The sequence below is a fragment of the Streptomyces sp. NPDC021096 genome (assembly GCF_040641275.1).
Classification (GTDB): domain Bacteria; phylum Actinomycetota; class Actinomycetes; order Streptomycetales; family Streptomycetaceae; genus Streptomyces.
This window is the reverse complement of record NZ_JBFADG010000017.1, coordinates 16,967-40,414: the sequence shown is the minus strand read 5'-3', so window position 1 is coordinate 40,414 and position 23,448 is coordinate 16,967. Positions and strand designations below refer to the sequence as shown.

Genomic DNA, 23,448 nt, shown 5'->3' with positions numbered 1-23,448 from the left:
GGCGCGCTACCGGGCGGCGGCCACCGGCGGCCGCTCGTCGACCTTGATCGAGAGGTCGTTGTCGACCGTGTAGTACGGGCTCACCCGGGCAGGGGCGTAGGAGGCCGCGTAGGGCTTCGCCGGGTAGGTGAAGATCTGCTTCTTGTCGGCGACATCGTCCAGGATCCGGGCGATACGGACCGGCTGCGAGCCCTCCGGCCCGCGCAGCCACAGGTCCCACACGTCCAGTCCGCCCCGCCACTCCTCGCACAGCTGCGCGTAGGAGAGGGCGAAGGTGAAGTCCTGGCCGTCGGCGGTGACCGGTGCGGTGCGCACCAGCTCGGGGGCGCGGCGGCAGCGGGCCTCGACGACGGCCCCGGCGAGCCAGGCGCCGGGGTTCTCGACCCGGTAGAGGCTGCCGTGGCCGGTTATGCCGGAGTCCTCGACGAGCACGTCCCCCGCCTCGGCGTGCGGGGCGCGCAGCCAGCTGCGCAGGGAGAGGTTGCCGTGCTTGGTCGCGTACGGGATGCGGACCGCCAGCGGCGAGGTGCTGGGGCCGGGCCTGCGGTCGACCAGGGAGCGCAGGTCGGCCAGGCCCGGCAGCAGCCGCTGCGGGGCGGCCTCGCCGCAGGCCACGTGGACGTCCCAGCGGCCTTCGGGGAGGGCGACCGTGCTGGGCAGGACGGCGCGCACCCGGCCGGCACCGCTGGGCGCGAGCGGCAGACGGACCTCGTCGGCGTCGCCGGGTGCCTCGGCCGGGGCGCTGCCACGGCGGCGCAGCACGAGGGCTGCGGACCAGTGGGCGGCGGCGTCGGCGCTGCCGGGGGCGTCGAGGTCGAAGGTGAGTCCGCCCGCGGAATCGGCGATGCAGTCGGCGCTGGGGTTTTCCGCGCCGAAGGCCAGGGGAGGGGCAGACACGTCGGTGCACTCCTCGGAGGTGGTGGTCGAAGGGAGGCCGGGAAGACGCTCGTCGGGGCTCCCGGGCACGGTGGGCTGGTTCGGCGGTGTCACGCGGCACGCACCCTTCGCAGCGCGGAGCGGGAGAGGTCCTTGGCCTGGAAGGCGCTGCTGAGCAGGGCGCCGCGGGTGCGGTGCAGCGAGCCGCGCAGGCTGCCGCGGGCGAGGAGGTCGGTGAACAGGCTCTCGTAGCGGCCGGCGACCCGGGCGGGGTCGAAGCGTGCCGAGCTCGCCAGGGCCTCGCGTCCCATGCGTGCGCGCAGCTCGTCGTCGTTGATGAGCTTCAGCAGCCCGGCGGCGACGGCGTCGGGCTTGCCGACGGGCACGAGCAGTCCGTCGACGCCGTCGTTGATGATCTCTCCTGGGCCGTGCGGGCAGTCGGTGGAGACCACCGGCACCCCGCAGCGCATCGCCTCGACGATGGTCATGCCGAAGGACTCCAGGCTGGAGGTGACCGCACCGATGGAGCCCTTGACCCACTCGGGGTCCAGCGGCGTGGCCGGGCCCATGAGCAGGACGTGGTTGTACAGGCCGTGCTTGTCGATGAGGGCGCGCAGCTTGGCGCGCTCGGCACCGGCACCGTAGATCCGCAGCCGCCAGTCGGGGCGCTCGGCGACGACCTTCGCGAAGGCGCGGATGAGGATGTCGTAGCGCTTGGCGGGGGCGAGCCGGCCGGCGGCGATCACCCATTTGCCGCTGCCGTCGGCGGGCTCGAGCGCCGGTGCGGGCACGCTGTTGGGCACGGCTTCGACGCGTACGCCCGGCAGCCGCATCAGCTTGCGGTAGGTCTCGGCGTCGGCCTCGGTCACGGTGGTGACGGCGTCCAGGCGCGGGTAGTGGGTGCGCAGCGTCAGCTTCAGGCGCGGGGAGTGGGTGCCGAGCGTCAGGTGCTCCTGGCCGACGCGGACCGGGCCGCGGCGGGCCTGCTGGGCGATGTGGACGTTGAGCCCGGGGCGGGTGCCGACCACCACGTCGCAGTCCAGGCCCCGCAGGTGCTCGGCGATCCGCCGGTCGGTGAGGGCGCTGTACTGCTTGTAGCGGCCCTCGGTGGCCGGGAAGACCGACGCCGGGCGCTGGTAGTCGGGGTCGTCGCCCTCGTAGCCGGGGCTGTCCTTGCGCAGATCCACCAGATGGCGCAGCCGCACCTTGGGGCTGGGGGTGAAGACCGGCTCCTGGCGGTGACGGAAGACGGAGACGATCTCCACGTCGTGCTGCTCGGCGAGGGTGCCCGCCAGGTTGTACGTGGTGCGGATCGTGCCGCCGATGCCGTACGCGTTGTGAATCAGGAATGAGATGTGCATTCGTCCCCATGCAGCCGGTATGCCGCGGACAGTCCTGGTAGCCCGCCTCCACTGAGAGGTTAGACCGTGGGGCGGGCCGGCAGGTTGGCCTTGATCACCAAGTCGTTCTTCAACAGATGGCGAATCGGTAGCGGATCCGGGAACTTTTCCGGGGCGTGACCCAGGCCATGGATCGTCCGTTGTCTCCTTACGAGCCGGGTTCCGCCATGCTCACCCCGCGTAGCGATCCGCCGTGCTTGCCCACCGAGTGTCACACCAAGTTTTCGAGGAGACCCCGTGCCGCGCATGCTCGATGTCAGCGACGAGGTACGCGCCGAGATCGGCGCCGAGGAAGCGGAGCGTCTGCTGGGCGGCGACAGCGCCCCGGGGCTCTACGACTGCACCTCCTGCCGCACTCCCGGCCACACCGAGAAGGAACGCACCAGCACGGTGCTGTTCGTCGGGGACGAGACGGCCGTGCTGGCCTTCGCCCACGCCGCCTGCATCCCCTCCCAGGTGGTCCCGGTCTCCGAGGAGCAGTTGCAGGGGGCCGTGCGTTCCATCACCGGCGAGGGCGAGCCGGAGGTGCCGCTGCAGGCCGAGCTCGGGGTGACGAGCGGTCTGGTGCTGGTCGGCGGCAATGTGCACCCGGCGCTGGTGGTGGAGCCGCTGGGGCCGATCGCCCGCCCGGGCACCACGGGCCCGGTCGACGTCTTCCTGGAGCTGCTCACCGAGCAGGGCTTCGCGCCCGTGACCGACGTCGACGAGGAGCCGCCGCCGCTGCCGGGCTGGTCGGTGCTGGTGGCCATGGGCAAGCTGCACGCGGTCATGCAGCCGCCGGCCGGGGGGACCACCCCCCAGGCCTGGTGGCAGGCGCACCAGGCGATGCAGGTCGCCGACGAGTGGCGGGCCGCGGTCAACAAGACGCGCCAGGTGCTGGTCTTCTGTGCCCCGGTCGGGACGATCGGGGCACAGCCGCGCGAGGACCTGCTGCGCGAGGCCCTGGACCGGGCGGCCGCGAACGGCCGGCTGGTGGGGGCGGCCATGCCGCTGGCGGGCACATGAGCGGCGACCTGCGCCCCGTCGTGCACCCGACGGGCATGCTCCCGGCGGGCCATTCGCGCCCGGGGCCGCATCCGACGGGCCTCGAGGTCGTTGGCAGGGATGTGTACTCATACGAACCCGCCCGGACCTCGTACCCGAACCACATTCCCGGCATGCGGCCACCCCGCGACGCCTCCACGGAGAGTCACCCCGCCTCGGTCACCCCGATCTACGACGCTCTCTGCTCCGAGTACCGCCGATCCTTCCGGGCCCTGCCCGGGGACCGCTCGGGCGAGGAGGACCTGCGGTTCAAGGCCTTCGGCCCGCACCAGGGCGGGTACGGCTATGCCGGGCAGCTGACGGGGCCGTCCGCCTATCCGGGTCAGTCGGGGTACAACGCGGTGTGGGAGTCGTACTACGGGCGCCCGCGCGGCAGTCAGCTGCCCGCCCTGCCGCCCGCCCCGCGCGACGGCCGCTCCCGCGGCTTCTAGCCGCCGACCCGCTCGGCATACGACGGAGCCCCGGACCCCGGTGGGATCCGGGGCTGCCCGGCGTCGTACTACCGTCCTGCTTCTCGCCTACTTCTTGCGACCGCGCTTCTCACGCACCCGCACCGACAGGTGGATCGGGGTGCCCTCGAAGCCGAACTCCTCGCGCAGACGGCGCTCGATGAAGCGCCGGTAGCCGGCCTCGATGAAGCCGGAGGCGAAGAGCACGAAGCGCGGGGGCTTGGTGCCCGCCTGGGTGCCGAAGAGGATGCGGGGCTGCTTGCCGCCCCGGATCGGGTGCGGGTGGGCCGCGACGAGCTCGCCGAGGAAGGCGTTCAGCCGACCGGTCGGCACCCGCGTCTCCCAGCCCTCCAGGGCCGTCTCGATCGCCGGGACCAGCTTCTCCATGTGGCGGCCGGTGCGCGCCGAGACGTTGACCCGCGGCGCCCACGCGATCTGCTGCAGCTCGGTCTCGATCTCGCGCTCGAGGTAGTAGCGACGCTCCTCGTCGAGGGTGTCCCACTTGTTGAACGCGAGGACCATCGCACGCCCGGCCTCGACGGCCATGGTGATGATGCGCTGGTCCTGGACGCTGATGGTCTCGCTCGCGTCGATGAGGATGACCGCGACCTCGGCCTTCTCGACCGCCGCGGCGGTGCGCAGGGAGGCGTAGTAGTCCGCGCCCTCCTGCAGGTGCACGCGCTTGCGGATGCCGGCGGTGTCGACGAACTTCCAGGTCGTGCCGCCCAGCTCGATCAGCTCGTCGACCGGGTCGCGGGTGGTGCCGGCCAGCTCGTTGACGACGACCCGCTCCTCGCCCGCGACCTTGTTCAGCAGGGAGGACTTGCCGACGTTCGGGCGGCCGATCAGCGCGATGCGGCGCGGTCCGCCGGGGGCGGTGCCGAAGGTCTGGGCCGGGGCCTCGGGCAGGGCGTTGAGCACCTCGTCGAGCATGTCGCCCGTGCCGCGGCCGTGCAGCGCGGAGACCGGCATCGGCTCGCCGAGACCGAGCGACCACAGCGCGGTGGCGTCGGCCTCGCCGGACTGGCCGTCGACCTTGTTGGCGCACAGCACGACGGGCTTGCCCGCGCGGCGCAGCAGCTTGACGACGGCCTCGTCGGTGTCGGTGGCGCCGACCGTGGCGTCCACGACGAAGACCACCGCGTCGGCGGCCTCGATCGCGTACTCCGCCTGGGCGGCGACGGAGGCGTCGAGCCCGAGGACGTCCTGCTCCCAGCCGCCGGTGTCGACGACCTTGAAGCGGCGGCCGGCCCACTCGGCCTCGTAGGTGACGCGGTCGCGGGTGACGCCCGGCTTGTCCTGGACGACGGCCTCGCGGCGGCCGATGATGCGGTTCACCAGCGTCGACTTGCCGACGTTGGGGCGGCCGACGACGGCGAGCACGGGCAGCGGGCCGTGGCCGGCGGCGGCGAGCTCGCTCTCGACCTCCTCGGCGTCGAAGCCCTCCTGCGCCGCGAGCTCCATGAACTCCGCGTACTCGGCGTCGCCAAGCTCACCGTGCTCGTCGCCGGAGTGGATCTGGTCGTTCATGAAGTAAGTTCCTCGTTCTTCGTCATCGGCGGACCGCCCGTGCGGGCCGCTACTCAAGTCTCGTTGGTCGTACGACCGGTCAGCCGCCTGGCTTCCGCCAGGTGTGCGGCCAGCCGCTGCTGGACCCGGGTCGCGGCCGCGTCCAGCGCGGTCCGGGTCCGCTTCCCGCTGCCGTCGCCCGCCTCGAACGGGTCACCGAAGACCACGTCGATCCGGCTGCGCAGCGGGGGCAGCCCGGGGACCAGCCGGCCCCGCTCGCGGGCGCTGCCCAGCACCGCCACCGGCACGATCGGCGCCCCCGACCGTACGGCGAAATAGGCCAGCCCGGCACGCAGCGACGAGAAGTCGCCCTCGCCCCGGGTGCCCTCGGGGAAGATCCCCAGGACGTGGCCGCGCTCCAGCACGGCCAGCGCGTCGCCGATGGCGGCCCGGTCGGCGCTCTCGCGGTCCACCTTGAGCTGGCCGATCCCCCGCAGGAACGGGTCCAGCGGGCCGGTGAACGCCTCCTGCTTGATCAGGAAGTGCACCGGGCGGGGCGCGGTGCCCATCACCATCGGGCCGTCGATGTTGTGGGAGTGGTTGACGGCCAGGATGACCGGCCCCGCGGTGGGCACCCGCCAGGCGCCCAGGACACGGGGCTTCCACAGCCCGTACATCAGCCCGATCCCGATCCGGCGGCCGACGGCGGCCCCGGCCTCGGTTCCGGTGACAGGTCCGCTCACGCCGCTGCCCGCCGCTCCTCCACGAGCGTGACGACGCACTCGATGACCTGCTCGAGCGTCAGCTCGGTGGTGTCGACCTCGACGGCGTCGGCGGCCTTGGCGAGCGGGGAGGTCTTGCGGCCGGAGTCGGCCGCGTCCCGCTTGATCAGGGCGGCCTGGGTGGCGGCCAGGTCGGTCGCCTCCTTGCCCTTCAGCTCACCGCTGCGGCGGGCGGCGCGCGCCTCGGCCGAGGCGGTGAGGAAGATCTTGAGGTCGGCGTCGGGCAGCACGGTGGTGCCGATGTCCCGGCCCTCGACGACGATGCCGTCCGGGGCCTCGGCAGCGATCGTCCGCTGCAGCTCGGTCAGGCGCGTGCGCACCTCCGGCACCGCGCTGACGGCGCTGACCGCCGCGGTGACCTCACGGGTGCGGATGGGCGCCGAGGCGTCCGCCCCGTCGACGGTGATGGTGGGCGCGGCCGGGTCGGTGCCGGAGATGATCTCCGGCTTGGCGGCGGCGTCGGCCACGGCGGCGGCGTCGGCGACGTCGATGCCGTTGCTCAGCATCCACCAGGTGATCGCCCGGTACTGGGCGCCGGTGTCCAGGTAGCGCAGGCCGAGCTTGGCGGCCACGGCCTTGGAGGTGCTGGACTTGCCCGTGCCGGAGGGGCCGTCGATGCCGACGATGACAGCTGCCGGGGCGGTCCGGGCGGCGGTTTCCACGGTGTCAGACACCTTCCTTGTGCACGGGGCGGAGCGGATGGGCCCATATCAGGCTCACCCAAGGTTACTGGCTCGCCGGACCGCCCCGCGCAGCCGTACGGTCCGGGCGGCTACTGGCGCACCGCCCAGCCCCGGTCCCGGAGCGTCGCGGTGAGTCCCGCCACGGCCGCCGGCTCGACCATCAGCTGGATCAGGCCCGCCTGCTGGCCGGTGGCGTGCTCGATGCGTACGTCCTCGATGTTGACGCCCGCCCGGCCGGCGTCGGCGAAGATCCGGGCCAGCTCGCCCGGCTGGTCGCCGATGAGGACGCTCACGCTCTCGTAGGCCGCCGGAGCCGCGCCGTGCTTGCCGGGGACCCGGGAGCGGCCCGCGTTGCCGCGCCGCAGGACGGCCTCGATGCCGGCCGCGCCGCCCAGGCGCTTGTCCTCGTCGGCGGAGTCCAGGGCGCGCAGGGCCCGTACCGTCTCGTCGAGGTCGGCGGCGACGTCGGCGAGGACGTCGGCGACGGGCCCGGGGTTGGCGGAGAGGATGTCGATCCACATGCGCGGGTCGGAGGCCGCGATGCGGGTGACGTCGCGGATGCCCTGGCCGCACAGGCGCACGGCCGTCTCGTCGGCCTCCCGCAGGCGGGCGGCGACCATGCTGGAGATCAGCTGCGGGGTGTGCGAGACGAGGGCGACGGCGCGGTCGTGGGCGTCGGCGTCCATGACGACGGGCACCGCCCGGCACAGGGCGACCAGTTCGAGGGCGAGGTTGAGGACCTCGGTGTCGGTGGCGGGGGTCGGGGTCAGCACCCAGGGCCGGCCCTCGAAGAGGTCGGCGGTGGCCGCCATCGGGCCGGAGCGCTCGCGCCCGGCCATCGGATGCGTGCCGAGGTAGCCGCTGAGGTCGCAGCCGAGCTCCTCGAGCTCGCGGCGCGGACCGCCCTTGACGCTGGCGACGTCCAGATAGGCGCGGGCGAGGTCGTCGCGGATCGCCTCGGCGAGGGTCACGGCGACGTGTGCGGGCGGTACGGCGACGATCGCGAGGTCCACACGTCCCTCGGGCGCCTGGTCCGTGCCGGCGCCGCGTGCGGCGGCCGTACGGGCCTGGGCGGGGTCGTGGTCCATGAGGTGCACCTGGACGCCGCGACCGGCCAGTGCGAGGGCGGCGGACGTGCCGATCAGTCCGGTTCCGATGACAAGGGCGGTTCTCACGGCCCCAGCCTAGTCAGCCCCCCGTCCGGGACTGGCGGGGCCCTCGTCGGGTACAACCGTGTTCATGATCTATCACGTGGTGCGCCTGGACGACTGGCTGACCGTGCCCGACCGCCCCTACTCCCCCGCGTCCCTCGCCGAGGAGGGCTTCGTCCACTGCTCCCCCGACGAGGCGACGACGCTCGCCGTGGCCACCGCGTTCTACCGCGACGTGCCCGGCCCGCTGATGGCCCTGCTGATCGACGAGCACAAGCTGGACGTGATGGTGCGCTGGGAGGCCGCCGACCCGGCGCCGCCGCCGGGGGTGGCGGCGGACATCCTGTTCCCGCACGTCTTCGGCAGGATCACCCGTGACGCGGTGGAGGGCATGATGGAGATCCAGCGCGACGAGCAGGGCCGGGCGACGGGCCTGGCGGTGTGGTCGTAGCCCACGGGCGGCACGAGCGCCGCACGGCCGACGCCAGGGCGGGCCGTGCGGCCCGCCCTGCCGGGTGGTCTACCGGGTGGTCTAGAGGTCGACCTCGCGCATGAGCATGCCGACCTCGGTGTTGGTCAGGCGGCGCAGCCAGCCGGACTTCTGGTCGCCCAGGGGGATCGGGCCGAAGCTGGTGCGGACCAGCTTCTCGACCGGGAAGCCGGCCTCGGCGAGCATGCGGCGCACGATGTGCTTGCGGCCCTCGTGGAGGGTCACCTCGACGAGGTAGTTCTTGCCGGTCTGCTGGATGACCCGGAAGTTGTCGGCGCGGGCCCAGCCGTCCTCGAGCTGGATGCCGCTCTTGAGCTGCTTGCCGATGTCGCGCGGCAGCGGGCCCGTGATGGCCGCCAGGTACGTCTTCTGCACGCCGTACTTGGGGTGCGTGAGGCGATGGGCCAGCTCACCGTGGTTGGTGAGCAGGATGATGCCCTCGGTCTCCGTGTCGAGACGGCCGACGTGGAAGAGCCGGGTGTCGCGGTTGGTGACGTAGTCGCCGAGGCACTGGCGGCCGTCGGGGTCCTCCATGGTGGAGACGACGCCGGCCGGCTTGTTGAGCGCGAAGAAGAGGTACGACTGGGTGGCGACCGTCAGGCCGTCGACCTTGATCTCGTCCTTCTCCGGGTCCACGCGCAGGCCCTGCTCGGTGACGATCTCGCCGTTGACCTCGACGCGCGCCATCTCGATGAGCTCTTCGCAGGCACGCCGCGAGCCCATGCCGGCCCGGGCCAGCACCTTCTGCAGGCGCTCGCCTTCCTGCTCGGCGCCGGGGAAGGTCTTGGGGGTCTTCACCTGCGGCTTGTTGTGCCGCTCCCGGTTGCGCTCCTCGATCTTGGCGTCGAGCTCGCGCGGGCGGGCGGGGGCGTAGCCGTGGCCACGGGCGGGGCCGCTGCTGCGACCGCCGGAGCCGGCCGTGGAGCTCCGCTTGGGGCCGCCCTTGGCACCGCCGCGGGCCGCCGCGCCCCGGCCGCTGGTGGGACCGCTCTGACGGCCGCTGGTGGCGCCGCCGCGGGTGCGCTCGGCGTCCGGGCCCACGTCGTAACGGCGCTCCTCGGGGCGCGGACGACGCGGACGCTCCTGCTGCCGGTCATCGCGACGGTCGTCGCGACGGTCCCCGCCGCGACCGCCCTCGTAACGCCCGCCCTCGGAGCGGCCGCCGTAGCTGCCGCCGCCGGAACGACCGCCGCCGTAGCTCCCGCCACCGGAGCGGCCGCCGCTCTCGGGGCGTCCGCCGCCGGAACGGCCGCCGCCCGCGCGCCCGCCCCCGGACGCCGGACGGGAAGACCCTGCCCGGCCGCCCCGGTCGTCCCGGTTGCCGCTTCCGCTGTTCCTGCCGCTGCTTCGCATCAAAGTTCCGTCTTGTCGTCTGCGTCGGTGTCCGGTGCGTCCGGATCGAACGACGGCACACCTTCCTGAGTGTCGCCCTCGATCGCTTCCGCCTCGGGGAGGAAGGGGGCGAGCTCCGGGAGCTCGTCCAGGCCGCGCAGGCCCATGCGCTCCAGAAAGTAATTCGTCGTCCTGTACAGGATCGCACCTGTTTCGGGTTCCGTCCCCGCCTCCTCCACCAGACCGCGCTGGAGGAGGGTGCGCATGACGCCGTCGCAGTTCACGCCGCGTACGGCCGAGACCCGCGAACGGCTGACCGGCTGACGGTACGCGACCACGGCCAGGGTCTCCAGCGCGGCCTGGGTGAGCCGGGCCTGCTGCCCGTCGAGGACGAAGGCCTCGACGGCGTCGGCGTACTCGGTGCGGGTGAAGAAACGCCAGCCGCCGGCCACGTGCCGCAGGTCGAAGCCGCGGCCCTGGGCGGTGTAGTCGTCGGACAGCTCGCGCAGGGCGGCGGCGACGTCGCGGCGGGGCCGCTCGAGGACCTTGGCGAGGTGTTCCTCGGTGGCGGGCTCGTCGACGACCATGAGCACGGCCTCCAGGGCCGGCTTGAGGGCGAGCCGCGCGAGGGCCGTCTCCCCGGCCAGGTCTTCGGTCACGTCTTCAGCCATGTCGTGGATCACGTCTTCGGTCACGGTGTGCTCTCCTCCGGCTCCGGCCCGGTCCCGGTGTCCCGTCCGGCCTCCGGCTCGGTCTCCGGCTCGCGGTCGAACTCGTCCGTCACCGTCGGGCGGGCGTCCTCCGCGCCCGTCCAGCGGACGTTCAGGGCCCCCAGCGCCTCGTCCTGGTCCAGGGCGACCACCCGCTCGCGGTAGAGCTCCAGAAGGGCCAGGAAACGCGCCACGACGGTGAGGGTGTCCGGTGCGTCCTTGGTGAGCTCCCCGAAGCTCGCCTCGCCCGCCTCGCGCAGCCGGGTCACCACGACCTCCGCCTGCTCCCGGACGCTGACCAGCGGCGCGTGGATGTGGTCCACGTACACCTGGGGCGCGGGCTTGGGCCGCATGGCCTTGACGGCCAGCTCCGCCAGCCGCTGCGGCCCGATACCGAGGACGACCTCGGGCAGCAGCTCGGCGTGGTGCGGCTCCAGGCCGACCGTACGGGGGTGGCGGCGGCCTTCCGTGGCCAGCCGCTCGCTGAAGATCTCCGCGATCCGCTTGTACGCCCGGTACTGCAGCAACCGGGCGAAGAGCAGGTCGCGCGCCTCCAGCAGGGCCAGGTCCGCCTCGTCCTCCACCTCGGCGGCGGGCAGCAGCCGGGCCGCCTTGAGGTCGAGCAGCGTCGCCGCGACCACGAGGAACTCGGTGGTCTGGTCCAGGTCGAAGTCCGGTCCCATGGCACGGATGTGCGCCATGAACTCGTCGGTGACCTTGGACAGGGCGACTTCGGTGACGTCCAGCTTGTGCTTGGCGATCAGCTGCAGCAGCAGATCGAAGGGCCCCTCGAAGTTCGCCAGCCGGACGGTGAACCGCCCGTCCTCCGCACCACCGGCGGCCGCGGCGGCCTGCGGCCCGTCCGGCCCGGGCCCTTCCGGCACCGGGACCTCGTCGACAGCCGGCGCCTCCGGCTCCACCGGCCGGTTCCCCGGGCCGCGGCCCAGCGGACGGCGGGCCGGAAAGGGAGCGGCTGCGGGCATCGGGGTTCCAGGGTGCGGGGCGGGGCGGCGGGCCGTACGGCCCGGAGTGCGGGAACGGCGTTCGACTGCGGTTGACGGCAGGTTAGCGGCCGCGCAGGCGCCGCACGAGGATGCTCGCGTCGCCGCGCTGTTCCAGGTCGGCGAGGACGACGGCGACGGCCTCGCGGACGATGCGGCCGCGGTCGACCGCGAGCCCGTGTTCGCCGCGCAGCACCAGCCGGGCGTGCTCGAGGTCCATGAGCTCCTCGGCGGAGACATAGACGGTGATCTTCTCGTCGTGGCGCTCGCGCCCGCTGGGCCGGCGGTTGGCGGCGCGCCCGCGCCGCTTGCCCTGGGCGGCGGGCTCGCCCGCCGCACGGGCGGCGGCCGCGCGCTCACGGCCGTCCGCGGCACGGCGCTCGGCGTCCTGCTCCTGGCCCGTGGCCGCCGCGGCCGCGGGGGCGGCCGCACCGCGCCCGTCCCGCTCCGCGCCCTTGGCCGGGCGCTCGACGTCGGGCCCGTCGCCCGGTCCCGGCACCCGCGGCTCGCCGTTCGCCTTCCGGCGCGGGGAGGAGGACTGCAGCCCCATCCCGCCGGTGGTGCGGAACAGCTCGTCGGCACCGGGCAGACTCACTCGGCGTGACACCGGGCGAGCACCTCCCTGGCCAGCTGACGGTACGCGGCGGCGCCGACGGAGTTGGACGCGTACGTGGTGATGGGCTCGCCCGCGACCGTGGTCTCGGGGAAGCGGACCGTACGGCCGATGACGGTGTGGTAGACGTGATCGTCGAACGCCTCGACCACGCGCGCGAGGACCTCACGGCTGTGCACGGTCCGCGAGTCGTACATCGTGGCGAGGATGCCGTCCAGCTCGAGTTCGGGGTTGAGCCGCTCCTGGACCTTCTCGATCGTCTCGGTGAGCAGCGCGACGCCGCGCAGCGCGAAGAACTCGCACTCGAGCGGCACGATCACCTTGTGAGCCGCCGTCAGCGCGTTGACGGTGAGCAGGCCGAGCGAGGGCTGACAGTCGATCACGATGTAGTCGTAGTCCGACATCAGCGGCTTCAGGGCGCGCTGGAGCGTGGATTCGCGGGCGACCTCGCTGACGAGCTGGACCTCGGCCGCCGACAAGTCGATATTGCTGGGCAGCAGGTCCATGTTGGGGACGGCCGTCTTCAGCAGCACCTCGTCGGCCGACATGCCCCGCTCCATGAGCAGGTTGTAGACCGTCAGATCGAGCTCCATCGGGTTGACCCCGAGGCCGACCGAGAGCGCGCCCTGGGGGTCGAAGTCGACCAGCAGGACCCGGCGTCCGTACTCCGCGAGCGCGGCGCCCAGGTTGATGGTCGAGGTGGTCTTGCCGACCCCGCCCTTCTGGTTGCACATCGCGATGATCTTGGCCGGGCCGTGGTGGGCCAGCGGGCCGGGGATCGGGAAGTACGGCAGGGGACGCCCGGTGGGGCCGATGCGCTCACGGCGCTGGCGCGCGGCGTCGGGTGCGAGCGTCGCCGCGTACTCGGGGTCGGGCTCGTACTCCGCGTCGGGGTCGTAGAAGTGCCCGTCCGGCACTTGCTCGTAGTCGGCGAGACGGGTGGATTCCGCCCCGCCCCGGTCGCCGGCCATGGCGTTCACGTGTTGACCGTCCATGCTCTGGTGGGCTGTCGTCATGCTCTGGATGTTCTGGTGGGCTGCGAAGGTGTGGACAGCGACGGAGCCGACAGCTTGGAGTCCCACGGGACTCTGGCCCAGCGCAGGCATTCCTGGGTGACCACCCCCGGGAGCAAATGTCGACTCATTCACAAGTCGTCCTACCTCCTTGGTGACCAGGCAACATCTAGATACGTCAGCGTGGCACCATGCCGACGGTTGGCGACTCTATGGCGTGTCGGCGGTCCGCAGCAACACAATCCGCCGGAGACGGCACGATGTGTCGGCAATCGAACACCCTTCTGTCAAGGGTGTACGGCGGATAACCCGGAAGAATCACGGGCAGGTCAAAGCACGGCAAAACACCCCGGCCGGACCTTGCTCGACAAGGCCCGGCCGGGTGCGTGCTCTTATGGGTTACGCCATGACGGCTCAGCCGAGCAGGGTGCTCAGTTCGACGTGCGGCAGACCGTGCGCCTCGGCGACGGGGCCGTAAACGACCTGACCCTCATGCGTGTTGAGACCCTTGGCGAGCGCGGCGTCGCGACGCAGCGCCTCCTGCCAGCCGCGGTTGGCCAGCTCCACGATGTAGGGCAGCGTGGCGTTGGTCAGCGCGTAGGTCGAGGTGTTCGGCACCGCGCCCGGCATGTTGGCGACGCAGTAGAAGACGGAGTCGTGGACCTGGAAGGTCGGCTCCGCGTGGGTGGTCGGCTTGGAGTCCTCGAAGCAGCCGCCCTGGTCGATCGCAATGTCGACAAGTACACTTCCGGGCTTCATCTTGGCGACGAGCTCGTTGGTGACCAGCTTGGGGGCCTTGGCACCCGGGATGAGGACGGCGCCGATGACCAGGTCGGCCTCGACGACGGCCTTCTCCAGCTCGTAGGCGTTGGAGACGATCGTCTGCACCTTGGTGCCGAAGACCTTGTCGGCCTCGCGGAGCTTGTTGATGTCACGGTCGAGCAGGGTGACGTGGAAGCCCATGCCGACGGCGATCTGCGCGGCGTTCCAGCCGGAGACGCCGCCGCCGATGACGACGGCCTTGCCCGCCGCCGTGCCCGGGACGCCGCCCGGCAGCACGCCGCGGCCGCCGGCCGAGCGCATCAGGTGGTAGGCGCCGACCTGCGGGGCCAGCCGGCCCGCGACCTCGGACATCGGGGCGAGCAGCGGCAGCGCGCGGTTGGCGAGCTCGACCGTCTCGTACGCGATGGCGGTGGTGCCCGACTCGAGCAGCGCGTCCGTGCACTCGCGGGAGGCGGCGAGGTGCAGGTAGGTGAAGAGGGTCTGGCCCTTGCGGAGGCGGTGGTACTCCTCCGCGATCGGCTCCTTGACCTTCAGCAGCAGGTCGGCGGTGGCCCAGACGTCGTCAGCGGTGTCCAGGATGGCCGCACCGGCGGCCACGTACTCGGCGTCGGTGATGGAGGAGCCGACACCGGCATCCTTCTCGACGAAGACCTGGTGGCCGTTGCGCACCAGCTCATGCACGCCGGCGGGCGTGATGGCCACGCGGAATTCGTTGTTCTTGACCTCGCGGGGGATGCCGACCTTCACGTCGATCACGGTCCTTATATCAGAGAATGACAGGCTAATCCTGATATGCCGGGCACACCAGAGCAGACCGCGTCGACCGCGGCGTTGCCAGTCTAATGAAGGATTGCGCGCTGTCTAGCCTTGCAATGCACCAATCTTTGCGCCAACCGCCACCGGTTTCTTAGGTCGAAGATCCGGTACCCTGCGTAACCCCTACTGAACCTCCGTCGGCACCCCTCTCTCTAAGGCTCTCCCGGAGGAGCACCCGCCGCCTCTCCTGCGGGCCCCTGGGCTCCCTCGTCCCCGGCCCCCAGCAGCCGCTCGGCGGACTGCCGGTGCTCGTCCGCCGAGGCCGGGTCGCCCAGCCGCTCGAGGGTGTCCGCCAGCCGCAGCCGCACCGCCGCCTCCAGCCGGGCGTCGCCCGCGCCCTTGGCGCACTCCACCGCCTCCAGGCAGGTGCGCAGCGCCTCACGGGGCCGGCCCGCGTGCTCCAGCACCCGGGCGGCCTCGCTCAGCGCCCGGGCGTGCCCGGGCTGGTCCCGCAGCCTGCGGCAGGCGGCGGCCGCGGCACGCCAGTCGCGCAGCGCCTCCGCCCACTGGCCGGCGTAGCTGTGCACCGCGCCGAGGCGCCCGTACAGCCGTGCCTCGTCGGCGAGCTCACCCCGCGTCAGCCGCAGCTCCAGCCCCCGCCGGTACCAGTCGGCCGCCCGCTGCCAGTCGCCCAGCTGCTGATGGGCGGCGGCGATGGACTCCAGCGCGCGGCTGGTCGCGTACGGATCGCCCGCCTCGCGCGCCGACTGCAGCGCCTGGCGGTAGCGGTCGAGCGCCTCGGCGGTGCGCCCGGCCCGGGCGTCCAGGTCGCCGAGGTTCAGCAGCGCCGCGGCCTTCTCCAGCGGCATCTCGCAGCGCCGCGCCACGTCGAGGACGAGCTGGTGCAGCCCGTACAGCTCGGGCGCCGCCGCCTCCGGGCCCAGGTGGGCGGTGAGTGCCCGGGTCAGCGCGGAGACCAGCCGCCGCGCGAGGGTGTCGAGCCGGCCGTCCTCCACGGCCAGGCGCGCGGCGGCCAGCAGCGCCGGCAGCCGCGCCAGCAGCCACTCCTGCGCGGCCCGCTCCGAGGAGAAGCGCAGCGGCCTGGGCAGCTGTTCGATCCGTCTGCGCACCGCCGGATCGTTCCGCTCGGTGGCGGCCCGGCAGGAGTGCAGCTGGCGCACGGTGCGCTCCAGCATCCGGGCGCGCGCCAGCTCGATCTCGGCGGGCCGCTCCTGCGCCTGCAGCAGCGCGCCGAGCAGCGGGGCCAGGCAGCCGGGCACCCGGTACTGCGCCGGCAGCGCGCCCGAGTCGCTCTCGGGTGCCTCCGGGCGCAGCAGGCCCCGGGTGGTGAGGTCCTCCAGCGCGGACTGGGCGGTGGCCAGCGAGGAGCCGGCCAGGGCCGAGGCGGTGTGCGCGTCGAGCAGCCCGGCCGGGGCCAGTGCGAGGAGGTGCAGGGTGCGGGCGGCGGGCGGCGGCAGCGCCTCGTAGGCGAGCCAGAAGGCCCGGGCGAGCGGCCGGCCGGCGTTCTCGTAGCCGTCGACGGCGGGCGGCAGTTCCCGCAGCCGCTTGGCGACGTCGACGATCGTCATCTTGGTACGGGCCGCGAGCCAGCCGCCGACCAGCACCAGGGCGGCGGGCTGGCCGCCGCACTCCTCGACGACGGCGGCCGCCGCCACCGGGTCGCAGGTGATGCGGGTCGGGCCCGCGTACCGCTCCAGCAGTTCGACGGCGGCGGCCGTGTCCAGCCCGCCGAGGGTGCACGGCCGGACGTCGGGCACCCCGGTCAGCGGGCCGCGCGAGACGGCGACGACGAGGCAGTCGGGTTCGTCCGGCAGCAGCGGGTCCACCTGTTCGGCGCCCGCGGCGTCGTCGAGGAGCAGCAGCACCCGCCGCCCGTCGAGGGCGGCGCGCAGGGCCTGGGTGAGCTCGTCCTCCAGGGCGCCCGCCGGTACGGGGGCGCCGAGCTCGGCGAGCAGGGCGCGCGCGGTCCGTTCGGTGGGCACGGGGGCGCCGTCGGCACCCGTGAGGCGGGCGCGCAGTACTCCGTCCGGGTACTCCGTGGCGAGCTGCCGGGCCAGTGCCTCGGCGAGGGCGGTGCGCCCGGAACCGGGGCGTCCGGCGATGAGCAGCACCCGGCTGCGGGGCTTCTTGCGGCCGGAGAGGGTGTCGAGCCCGGCGCGGACGATGTCCTCGCGCAGCTCCTTGAGCTCGCGCAGCCGTCCGACGAACCCCTCCGGTGCCGGACCCGCCGGCCGGGCGGGTGCCTGACGGGGGCTCACTCCCGTGCCCGGGGCGGGCAGCCGTCGCTCGGGCGGGGCCGCCGCCGGTCCGCCGGTTTCCACCGTCCGCTCCGCCACGGGTCCACTCCCGTTCCACCTGCACACTGCACGCACGAGCCCGCCGCGGCCGCGGTCGGGAACACAGCGAGCCTAGTTCACCGTCCGCCGCGCTCCGGGGAACGCGGACCCACCATGCTGAAGATCACCTATTCGGGTTGCATGACGATCGGACCGCGGAGGGTGTTCCCGGCGGGTCGTCAGGCCTCGAACGGGCGGGCCGGCCAGGGCGCGTCCGCCGGGCGCAGCGCGTCCAGGCCGTCGCCCGCGAGCGCGGCCAGCGCCGAAAGGACGCCGACGACGAGGCAGTTGTTGTGGAGCTCGCCGGCCAGGATGCCGCGGGCCAGCAGGGCCAGCGGGATGCGGTCCAGCTGCATGTCGAGCTCTTCGTGCTCGACGGCGAAGCGGTCGCCCTCGACGTCGGAGATGCCGCGCGCCAGGAAGATCCGTACGGCCTCGTCGCAGCCGCCGGGCGTGGTGTAGACGTCGGTCAGCACCCGCCAGTCCTCGGCCTTGACGTGCGCCTCCTCGTAGAGCTCGCGCTGCGCGGCGTGCAGCGGGTTCTCGCCGGGGACGTCCAGCAGGCCGGCGGGGATCTCCCACAGCCGCTGCCGCACGGGGTGGCGGTACTGGTTCAGCACCAGCACCCGGTCCTCGTCGTCGAGGGCCAGGACGGCGACCGATCCGGGGTGGACCTGGTAGTCGCGGGTGACGGTGGTCCCGTCCGGCATGACCACGGTGTCGGTGCGGACACTGGTCTTGTTGCCGGTGAACGGGGTGCCGGTGGCCGTGATCCGCCACTCGTCGGCGGTGTCCTGGATGGGTGCCTGCGCCATGTCTTCCTCCAGCAGATACGGAAACCGGGGTGAGTGCCTCCGGAAGGAGGCGCTCACCCCGGTCCACCGTATAGGTCAGCCCTGCTGGCGCTGCACGGCCGCCTTGATCAGGCCCGCGAAGAGCGGGTGCGGGCGGGTCGGGCGGGAGCGCAGCTCCGGGTGGGCCTGGGTGGCCACCAGGTAGGGGTGGACCTCGCGCGGGTACTCGACGTACTCGACGAGCTTGTTGTCGGGGGAGGTGCCGGAGAAGAGGATGCCGGCCTTCTTCTCGAGCTCACCGCGGTAGGAGTTGTTGACCTCGTAGCGGTGGCGGTGGCGCTCCTCGACGTAGGGCTGGTCGTCGTAGACCTCACGGACGATGGAGCCCTCGGCGAGCTTGGCCGGGTACATGCCCAGGCGCATCGTTCCGCCCATGTCGCCCTCGCCGGCGACGATGTCCATCTGCTCGGCCATGGTGGAGATGACCGGGTGCGCGGTGGCGGGGTCGAACTCGGTGGAGTTGGCGCCCTCGATGCCGGCCAGGTTGCGGGCGGCCTCGATGACCACGCACTGCAGGCCCAGGCAGAGGCCCAGCAGCGGGATCTTGTTCTCACGGGCGTAGGTGATGGCGCCGACCTTGCCGTTGACGCCGCGGTCGCCGAAGCCGCCCGGGATGCAGATCGCGTCCACGTCCGAGAGCTGCTGCTTGGCGCCGGCGGGGGTCTTGCACTCGTCGGAGGCGACCCACTTGATCTTGACCTTGGCGCGGTTGGCGAAGCCGCCGGCGCGGATGGCCTCGGTCACCGAGAGGTAGGCGTCGGGCAGGTCGATGTACTTGCCGACGAGCGCGACGGTGACCTCGTGCGAGGGATTGTGGACGCGGTCCAGCAGGTCCTCCCACTGGGTCCAGTTCACGTCGCGGAAGGGCAGGTCCAGCTTGCGCACGACGTAGGCGTCCAGGCCCTCGGTGTGCAGGACCTTGGGGATGTCGTAGATCGAGGGGGCGTCGATCGCGGCGACGACGGCGTCCTCGTCCACGTCGCACATCAGCGAGATCTTGCGCTTGATGGCGGTGGGCACCTCGCGGTCGGCGCGCAGCACGATCGCGTCGGGCTGGATGCCGATGTTGCGCAGGGCGGCCACCGAGTGCTGGGTGGGCTTGGTCTTCAGCTCGCCGGAGGGGCCGATGTAGGGCAGCAGCGAGATGTGCACGACGAAGACGTTGTCGCGGCCGACCTCGTGGCGCACCTGACGCACTGTCTCCAGGAACGGCAGCGACTCGATGTCGCCGACGGTGCCGCCGACCTCGGTGATGACGACGTCCACGTCGTCGGTGGCCATGCGCCGGATGCGGTGCTTGATCTCGTTGGTGATGTGCGGGATGACCTGCACGGTGTCACCCAGGTACTCGCCGCGGCGCTCCTTGGCGATCACGGTGGAGTAGACCTGGCCGGTGGTGACGTTCGCCGAGCCGTCGAGGTCGACGTCGAGGAAGCGCTCGTAGTGGCCGATGTCCAGGTCGGTCTCGGCGCCGTCGTTGGTGACGAACACCTCGCCGTGCTGGAACGGGTTCATCGTGCCCGGGTCGACGTTCAGGTACGGGTCGAGCTTCTGCATCGTCACCCGCAGACCCCGCGCCTTGAGCAGCGCACCCAGGCTGGAGGCCGTCAGTCCCTTGCCGAGCGAAGAAGCGACACCCCCGGTGACGAAGAGGTGCTTGGTCGTCGTGGGCTTAGCTGCAATGGCCAAAGGGGGGCTCCCGTGGTCGCGAGTGAGGGTGCGTTCCGGCGATCACCCGGTTGTTTTCGGGGGTGCCGTCGCTGCGGTTGGGGGGTCTTGCGCCCACCGGTCCACGGGGTACCAGGGTATCAGCGCCCGGGGCCGTACGCGTCCGGTGACGCGGCGCGACGGCCCGCCGGACCGTGCGTCACGGACGTGTCGGCGGGCGTGCGCGGGGTACGCGTCAGGCCACCCATTCGGCACAGATTCAACTCCCAACCGTCGCGCGTGTCCCAACTCCGCGTCGTATCCTGCTCGGACACACGCAGCGAGCCGGCCGGCACGGCACATCCCGCCTTCCCCCAGTTGCCTCCCCCAGCCACCGCCGGGGGTGCCCAGGGGGGGACTCCCCATCCGGAACAGAGCTCGTCGAAGATCGCTTGACCGCCAAGGCCCCCCGGGGTCCTGAGATGCCGTTCGACTGGAGATGACGTGGCCGGGCGTATCGAGGATTACGCACTCATCGGCGATATGCAGACCGCTGCCCTGGTCTGCCGGGACGGCACGGCCGACTGGCTGTGCCTGCCCCGATTCGATTCCCATGCGGCGTTCGCAGGGCTGCTCGGCGAAGAGGAACACGGCTTCTGGCGGATCGGCCCGTCGCACCCCTCGGGGGCCGCGCCGCCGCGGGCGGACCGCCGCCGGTACCGGGGGGATTCCCTCGTGCTCGAATCCGAGTGGGACACCCCGCGCGGCACGGTCCGCGTCATCGACTTCATGCCGCCGCGCGACGGCGCGCCGCAGCTGATCCGGATCGTGGAGGGCGTCAGCGGCCGGGTGCCGATGCGGTCCGCCCTGCGGATGCGGTTCTCCTACGGGCGGGTCGTGCCCTGGGTGCACAAGGTGGGCGACCGCACGGTGGCCGTGGCCGGCCCCGACTCCGTGTGGCTGGACACCACCGCCGACACCTTCGGCAAGGATCTGACGACCTACTCCGACTTCACCGTCTCCCCCGGCGAGCGCGTCGCCTTCACCATCAGCTGGCAGCCCTCGCACCGCGAGCCCCCGGCCCTGCCCGACCCGGAGGGGTCGCTGGAGACCACGGAGGAGTTCTGGCGCGAGTGGGTCGGCCACTGTACGTACCACGGCCCCTACCGGGACGCCGTGGTCCGCTCGCTGATCACCCTCAAGGCGCTGACGTACGCGCCCACCGGCGGCATCGTGGCCGCCCCCACCACCTCGCTGCCCGAGGAGATCGGGGGCGTGCGCAACTGGGACTACCGCTACACCTGGCTGCGGGACGCCGCCATCACCCTGTCCTCGCTGCTGCGCACCGGCTACCGCGAGGAGGCCCGCGCCTGGCGCGAGTGGCTGCTGCGCGCGGTCGCCGGCGACCCCGAGAACCTGCAGATCATGTACGGCATCGCGGGCGAGCGCGAGCTGAGCGAGGCCGAGCTGACCTGGCTGCCGGGGTACGAGAACTCCAAGCCGGTGCGGGTGGGCAACGGCGCGGCGGGCCAGCTCCAGCTGGACGTCTACGGCGAGGTCACCGAGGCCCTGCACCTGGCGCACATGACGGGCCTGGCCCGCAACGACTACGCCTCCGTGCTGCAGCTGCGCCTGATCGGCTATCTCGAGGACCACTGGAACGAGCCCGACGAGGGCATCTGGGAGGTGCGCGGCCCGCGCCGCCACTTCGTGCACTCCAAGGTGATGGCCTGGGTCGCCGTCGACCGCACGATCAAGCTGATCGAGGCCGGCGACGTCGACGGCCCGCTCGAGCGCTGGCGCGAGCTGCGCGAGGACATCCACCGCGACGTCTGCGAGAAGGGGTACGACAAGGAGCGCAACACCTTCACGCAGTCCTACGGCTCCAAGGAGCTGGACGCCTCCTTGCTGCTGATCCCGCAGATGGGCTTCCTGCCGCCCGACGACAAGCGCGTCATCGGCACCATCGAGGCCATCCAACGGGAGCTGTCGACCCCGGACGGCTTCGTGCTGCGCTACCCCACCGCCGGCACGGACGCGGGCGTCGACGGGCTCGAAGGCGACGAGGGCGCCTTCCTCGCCTGCTCCTTCTGGCTCGCCGACGACCTGGCGATGATCGGCCGCGTCGACGAGGCCCGTCAGCTCTTCGAGAAGCTGCTGGCCCTGCGCAACGACCTGGGGCTGCTCGCCGAGGAATGGGACTCCCGTCTCCAGCGGCAGGTGGGCAACTTCCCCCAGGCCTTCAGCCACGTGCCGCTGATCGACACGGCGCTGCGGCTGACCGCCTCCAGCGCCTTCGGCGGCTAGCGCCGGGGCGCTGACACGCGGGTCGGGGCAGGGCGTGCGGCCTGTAGGTTCGCGGCCATGGAAACGCTCGCGCCCTCCCCTCCGCAGGGCACCATCACCGTCGCCCGGGCCCTCGAACTGCCGGCCCTGCGGCGGGGCCTGCCCGAGGTGGTGGCCGCCGCCGACCGGCTGCACCGGCCGGTGCGCTGGGTGCACGCCGGCGAGGCGCCGAACATCGCCGCCCTGCTCAAGGGCGGCGAGCTGCTGCTGACCACCGGTCTGGGGCTGGGCAGCCGCCCGGCCGAGCAGCGCGCCTTCGTCCGGGGCCTGGCGGAGCGGGACATCGCGGCCCTCGTCGTCGAGCTGGGCTCGCGCTTCACGGCGCTGCCGGCCGCGGTGGTGGACACGGCCCGCTCCCACGGGCTGCCGCTGGTGCAGCTGCACCACGAGGTGCCGTTCGTGGCGGTGACCGAGGAGATCCACACCGAGCTCGTCAACGAGCACTACGCCCTGCTGCGCCGCGCCGAGGACGTGCACCGGCGCTGCACCGAGGTGCTGCTGGGCGGCGGCGGGGTGCCCGAGGTGCTGCGGCTGTTCGCGGACTTCGCGGGCAACCCCGTCTTCCTGGAGGCCTCGGACGGCCGCCTGCTGTACGCGGCCGGTCCGGCGCCGGCGCCGCCGGGGGCGGCCGATCCGCTCCAGGTCTGGGACGGGCTGCGGGCCGCCGGGCTGCCCGGGAGCGTCGTCGCCGACATCCCCGGCCACCATCCGGGCCACGGCCCGGGGCCGGGCGCGGTGCGGGCCCGGCTGACGGTCCTGCCGGTGAACGCGCCGCTCGCGCCCGTCCACCGCATCGCCGCGGACCGGGCCGCCGGGCTGCTGGCGGTCGTCCTGCTGCAGGCCCGGCAGGAGGAGGAGCTGGCCGCGCGCGGGCGGGGCGACTTCCTCACCGACCTCGCCGAGGACCGGCTGGACGCGGCGGACGCGCCCGCGCAGGCCCGTGTGCTGGGCTTCCGGCCGGGTCCGGGGCCGCTGCTGCCGGTGGTGATGCGGATGGCGGCCGACCTGGTGCCGGCGGACAGCTGGGCGGCCGTGGCGGGGGCGGTCCACAAGGAGCTGTCGGGGGTCGGGGTGCCGGTGCTGCTGGGGGTGCGGCTGCCGGAGGGGCGGGTGCCACTGCTGGTGGGGCTGCGCGAGGAGGGGGAACGGGCCGCGGTGGCCGATCGCGTGGCCGCGGCGCTGCGGGCGGGCGCGGAGCGGGCGTCGGCCCGGCCGCCGGTGGTCGTCGTCGGCGCCCCGGTGACGTGGGCGACGGCCGGCGCGGGCCTGCGCCACGCGGCGGAGGCGGCGACGGCGGCCCAGGGCCTGCCGGAGCGGCCCTGGCACGATGTGCGGCGGCTGGATGTGGACGTCCTGCTGTGGCGGCTGCGTTCGCACGGCGACCTGGCCGCCTACGTGGACCGGGTCATCGGTCCCCTGCTGGCCCATGACGCGGCGTCCCGGCCGCCGTTGCTGCCGACGCTGGAGACCTTCCTGGCCCGCGGCGGGTGCAAGGCGGAGACGGCACGGGAGCTGCATCTGAACCGGCAGACGCTCTACGACCGGCTGGGGCGGATCGGGCGCCTGCTGGGCACGGACCTGGAGGACCCGGAGACGGTGCTGGCCCTGAGCCTGGCGTTGCGGGCGCGGCGGCACGTCGGCTAGCGACGCGG

Annotated in this window: 20 protein-coding genes; 5 read left to right on the top strand and 15 right to left on the bottom strand. The window is 73.0% G+C overall.

Features of this window, described 5'->3' with window-relative positions; genetic code table 11:
• Positions 1-6 precede the first annotated feature (6 nt).
• Together AB0G59_RS20855 and AB0G59_RS20850 are read right to left on the bottom strand one after the other, a co-directional pair.
• Positions 7-897 carry a hypothetical protein gene (locus tag AB0G59_RS20855; protein ID WP_360913601.1) on the bottom strand — a complete coding sequence of 297 codons (891 nt, stop codon included), beginning with the start codon at positions 895-897 and terminating at the stop codon, positions 7-9.
• A gap of 89 nt (positions 898-986) precedes the next feature.
• Positions 987-2,237, bottom strand: coding sequence for a glycosyltransferase family 4 protein (locus AB0G59_RS20850; protein WP_360913600.1), 1,251 nt, complete (start codon positions 2,235-2,237; stop codon positions 987-989).
• A gap of 276 nt (positions 2,238-2,513) precedes the next feature.
• Here AB0G59_RS20850 and AB0G59_RS20845 point away from each other — a divergent pair, with 276 nt between their 5' ends.
• Together AB0G59_RS20845 and AB0G59_RS20840 are read left to right on the top strand one after the other, a co-directional pair.
• Entirely contained in the window at positions 2,514-3,281 is a 768-nt protein-coding gene (locus AB0G59_RS20845) for a hypothetical protein (protein WP_360913598.1), read from the top strand.
• 152 nt (positions 3,282-3,433) lie between these two features.
• Positions 3,434-3,751 carry a hypothetical protein gene (locus tag AB0G59_RS20840; RefSeq protein WP_360913596.1) on the top strand — a complete coding sequence of 106 codons (318 nt, stop codon included), beginning with the start codon at positions 3,434-3,436 and terminating at the stop codon, positions 3,749-3,751.
• Positions 3,752-3,838: 87 nt separating this feature from the next.
• Here AB0G59_RS20840 and der read toward each other — a convergent pair whose 3' ends face one another.
• From der to AB0G59_RS20820, 4 genes are all read right to left on the bottom strand, one after another.
• Entirely contained in the window at positions 3,839-5,299 is a 1,461-nt protein-coding gene (gene der, locus AB0G59_RS20835) for a ribosome biogenesis GTPase Der (protein WP_360913594.1), read from the bottom strand.
• A 53-nt stretch (positions 5,300-5,352) separates the two neighbouring features.
• Positions 5,353-5,955, bottom strand: a complete 603-nt coding sequence (locus AB0G59_RS20830) for a lysophospholipid acyltransferase family protein (RefSeq protein WP_360913736.1) — start codon at positions 5,953-5,955, stop codon at positions 5,353-5,355.
• 62 nt (positions 5,956-6,017) lie between these two features.
• The gene (cmk, locus tag AB0G59_RS20825; protein WP_360913592.1) at positions 6,018-6,722 is read right to left on the bottom strand and encodes a (d)CMP kinase; all 705 of its coding nucleotides are present in this window, start codon (positions 6,720-6,722) and stop codon (positions 6,018-6,020) included.
• A 110-nt stretch (positions 6,723-6,832) separates the two neighbouring features.
• On the bottom strand, positions 6,833-7,918 hold the full coding sequence (locus tag AB0G59_RS20820; RefSeq protein WP_360913590.1) for a prephenate dehydrogenase: 1,086 nt from the start codon (positions 7,916-7,918) through the stop codon (positions 6,833-6,835).
• Positions 7,919-7,982: 64 nt separating this feature from the next.
• Between AB0G59_RS20820 and AB0G59_RS20815 the strand changes: the two genes are divergently transcribed.
• Positions 7,983-8,345, top strand: coding sequence for a DUF952 domain-containing protein (locus AB0G59_RS20815; protein ID WP_360913588.1), 363 nt, complete (start codon positions 7,983-7,985; stop codon positions 8,343-8,345).
• A gap of 81 nt (positions 8,346-8,426) precedes the next feature.
• Here AB0G59_RS20815 and AB0G59_RS20810 read toward each other — a convergent pair whose 3' ends face one another.
• The 9 genes from AB0G59_RS20810 to AB0G59_RS20770 all read right to left on the bottom strand — a co-directional run bounded on the left by AB0G59_RS20810 (position 8,427) and on the right by AB0G59_RS20770 (position 19,486).
• A complete protein-coding gene (locus AB0G59_RS20810; RefSeq protein WP_360913586.1) occupies positions 8,427-9,737 on the bottom strand; it encodes a pseudouridine synthase in 1,311 nt (436 codons plus the stop codon).
• Positions 9,737-10,387 (bottom strand): SMC-Scp complex subunit ScpB, encoded by a 651-nt coding sequence (gene scpB / locus AB0G59_RS20805; protein WP_360913734.1) that lies wholly within the window; start codon positions 10,385-10,387, stop codon positions 9,737-9,739. The genes AB0G59_RS20810 and scpB overlap by 1 nt, the downstream gene beginning before the upstream one ends.
• A gap of 20 nt (positions 10,388-10,407) precedes the next feature.
• The gene (locus AB0G59_RS20800; RefSeq protein ID WP_360913584.1) at positions 10,408-11,409 is read right to left on the bottom strand and encodes a segregation/condensation protein A; all 1,002 of its coding nucleotides are present in this window, start codon (positions 11,407-11,409) and stop codon (positions 10,408-10,410) included.
• A gap of 82 nt (positions 11,410-11,491) precedes the next feature.
• The gene (locus AB0G59_RS20795; RefSeq protein ID WP_360913582.1) at positions 11,492-12,034 is read right to left on the bottom strand and encodes a hypothetical protein; all 543 of its coding nucleotides are present in this window, start codon (positions 12,032-12,034) and stop codon (positions 11,492-11,494) included.
• Positions 12,019-13,146, bottom strand: a complete 1,128-nt coding sequence (locus AB0G59_RS20790; protein WP_071964999.1) for a ParA family protein — start codon at positions 13,144-13,146, stop codon at positions 12,019-12,021. The genes AB0G59_RS20795 and AB0G59_RS20790 overlap by 16 nt, the downstream gene beginning before the upstream one ends.
• A gap of 321 nt (positions 13,147-13,467) precedes the next feature.
• Positions 13,468-14,583 carry an alanine dehydrogenase gene (ald, locus tag AB0G59_RS20785; protein ID WP_360913732.1) on the bottom strand — a complete coding sequence of 372 codons (1,116 nt, stop codon included), beginning with the start codon at positions 14,581-14,583 and terminating at the stop codon, positions 13,468-13,470.
• A gap of 221 nt (positions 14,584-14,804) precedes the next feature.
• Positions 14,805-16,871, bottom strand: coding sequence for a tetratricopeptide repeat protein (locus AB0G59_RS20780; protein ID WP_360913730.1), 2,067 nt, complete (start codon positions 16,869-16,871; stop codon positions 14,805-14,807).
• A gap of 257 nt (positions 16,872-17,128) precedes the next feature.
• A complete protein-coding gene (locus AB0G59_RS20775) occupies positions 17,129-17,764 on the bottom strand; it encodes an NUDIX hydrolase (RefSeq protein WP_360913580.1) in 636 nt (211 codons plus the stop codon).
• Between the two features lie 75 nt (positions 17,765-17,839).
• On the bottom strand, positions 17,840-19,486 hold the full coding sequence (locus AB0G59_RS20770; protein ID WP_104531699.1) for a CTP synthase: 1,647 nt from the start codon (positions 19,484-19,486) through the stop codon (positions 17,840-17,842).
• A 468-nt stretch (positions 19,487-19,954) separates the two neighbouring features.
• On the opposite strand from AB0G59_RS20770, the gene AB0G59_RS20765 reads away from it, so the two are divergent.
• Positions 19,955-21,757, top strand: a complete 1,803-nt coding sequence (locus AB0G59_RS20765) for a glycoside hydrolase family 15 protein (RefSeq protein ID WP_360913578.1) — start codon at positions 19,955-19,957, stop codon at positions 21,755-21,757.
• 57 nt (positions 21,758-21,814) lie between these two features.
• Positions 21,815-23,440 (top strand): PucR family transcriptional regulator, encoded by a 1,626-nt coding sequence (locus AB0G59_RS20760; protein ID WP_360913576.1) that lies wholly within the window; start codon positions 21,815-21,817, stop codon positions 23,438-23,440.
• The last annotated feature ends 8 nt before the right edge of the window (positions 23,441-23,448 follow it).

What these genes read in the sequence shown, in the direction of transcription:
- AB0G59_RS20810 (WP_360913586.1), bottom strand. Translation starts at nt 9,737, where the DNA reads ATGCGAAGCAGCGGCAGGAACAGCGGAAGCGGCAACCGGGACGACCGG.
- AB0G59_RS20830 (WP_360913736.1), bottom strand. Translation starts at nt 5,955, where the DNA reads ATGTACGGGCTGTGGAAGCCCCGTGTCCTGGGCGCCTGGCGGGTGCCC.
- AB0G59_RS20800 (WP_360913584.1), bottom strand. Translation starts at nt 11,409, where the DNA reads ATGCCCGCAGCCGCTCCCTTTCCGGCCCGCCGTCCGCTGGGCCGCGGC.
- AB0G59_RS20790 (WP_071964999.1), bottom strand. Translation starts at nt 13,146, where the DNA reads ATGCCTGCGCTGGGCCAGAGTCCCGTGGGACTCCAAGCTGTCGGCTCC.
- scpB (WP_360913734.1), bottom strand. Translation starts at nt 10,387, where the DNA reads ATGGCTGAAGACGTGACCGAAGACCTGGCCGGGGAGACGGCCCTCGCG.
- der (WP_360913594.1), bottom strand. Translation starts at nt 5,299, where the DNA reads ATGAACGACCAGATCCACTCCGGCGACGAGCACGGTGAGCTTGGCGAC.
- AB0G59_RS20815 (WP_360913588.1), top strand. Translation starts at nt 7,983, where the DNA reads ATGATCTATCACGTGGTGCGCCTGGACGACTGGCTGACCGTGCCCGAC.
- AB0G59_RS20840 (WP_360913596.1), top strand. Translation starts at nt 3,434, where the DNA reads ATGCGGCCACCCCGCGACGCCTCCACGGAGAGTCACCCCGCCTCGGTC.
- AB0G59_RS20775 (WP_360913580.1), bottom strand. Translation starts at nt 17,764, where the DNA reads ATGGCGCAGGCACCCATCCAGGACACCGCCGACGAGTGGCGGATCACG.
- AB0G59_RS20760 (WP_360913576.1), top strand. Translation starts at nt 21,815, where the DNA reads ATGGAAACGCTCGCGCCCTCCCCTCCGCAGGGCACCATCACCGTCGCC.
- AB0G59_RS20850 (WP_360913600.1), bottom strand. Translation starts at nt 2,237, where the DNA reads ATGCACATCTCATTCCTGATTCACAACGCGTACGGCATCGGCGGCACG.